Here is a 1,325-nt window from a genome sequence, read left to right as displayed (position 1 = left end):
CTCGCTGCGGTCATTGCCGACAAAGGTGGTCTCGTCATGGTTGACGTGGATGTTCTGATCCCTCTGGGCGTGGACGTAGACTTCCTCCTGCCCGGCCTCGTCCTCGAAGCGCAGTTCGTTGAAGCCTTTGCCCTTGTGGGTCTGGCTTTTGATGGTCATGCGGGTCTTGTGCTTGGGCAGCTCATACGGCGGCAACTGGGTGGCCATGAAAGTCCGACCCACGATGACCGGCTGGTCCGCATCGGCGTTCATGAAAATCACCAGGACCTCCTGGCCGATCCGCGGGATGGCCATATGGCCCCAGGTGGCGCCGGCCCAGTTCTGCACCGCGCGCACCCAGCAGGAACTGTGGTCATCGAAGCTGCCCTGGCGATCCCAGGGGAACTGGATCTTGACCCGCCCCCATTCGTCGCAGTAGATCTCCTCGCCCGGCGGGCCCACCACCAGGGCGGGTTGCGTGCCATCGATGCGCGGCTTGGGCAACGGCTCGGCGCGCCACTCGGTGCGGTCGGTGACCAGTTCGGCGGTGTAGCTGTAGCGGGTGCCCTGGTCGGAGCCGGCACTTTCTTCGGCCTGGCTGGTGTGCTGCACGCCGTGATGGCGCATGCGCACCGGGCGCCAGCCGCTGTTCCACTCCTCGCGGGGGTGGCCGGTGAGCTCGAAGGAGATGCCGGGGATCAGGCGCGGGTCATCGCCCTCGACCCGGGCGATGCGCGCGTCGCGTCGGTGGCCCCGCAGCCGGTTCTCAGTGAAGGGCTTCCCGGCTTCGTCGACCTTGTAGCGCCCGGGGTACGCGTAGTGCTCGTAGGGGCGGCGCTCGTGCGCGAGGTCACTGCCGACCCGGCTGTGTTCCTGATCGTAGTGCGGATGGGTGAAGACGTAGTCGCGCTGGGTCTGTCGCGCCGTGCGCACGTTCTCCACGTAGCGAAACCGGCGTAGTGCGGGTTCGTCCTGGTCGCCGCCGGCGTTGGGGTTGTAGATCACCGGTTTGCCGCCGATGCGGCCCTGCACGAACAAGCGGTCGCTGTGGGTCAACTGATGGCCGTCCGCGGAATGCAGGAACTGGAAGTAGAAGCCCTCTTCGCGGGCGATGCGTTCCAGGAAATCGTAGTCGGTGTCGCCGGCCTGCACGCAGTACTCGCGCGTGAGATGCGTGTCGGTGACGATCTGCTCGTAGCCGAGGATGCCGTGACGTTTGAGCACGCTCTGCAGGATCTCCGGCACGCTCTGGGTCTGGAACACGCGCCAGTCCGAGCACAGCTTGAGCCGGGCCAGTTCGGGTTCGACCACCGCGCGGTAGCGCGTGCGGCGAAAGCCGGTTTCGC

At 66.3% G+C, this 1,325-nt stretch carries 1 protein-coding gene; it reads right to left on the bottom strand.

Annotated elements, in window-relative coordinates:
- Positions 1-1,325 (bottom strand): type VI secretion system tip protein TssI/VgrG (gene tssI / locus DID96_RS37715; RefSeq protein ID WP_124604389.1); only part of this gene is annotated, 1,325 nt, incomplete at both ends.

It is taken from the genome of Burkholderia sp. Bp8963, from assembly GCF_003854275.1.
Taxonomy (GTDB): domain Bacteria; phylum Pseudomonadota; class Gammaproteobacteria; order Burkholderiales; family Burkholderiaceae; genus Burkholderia.
Note: the sequence above shows the minus strand (reverse complement) of the source record. Positions and strands in the feature narration are given on the sequence as shown.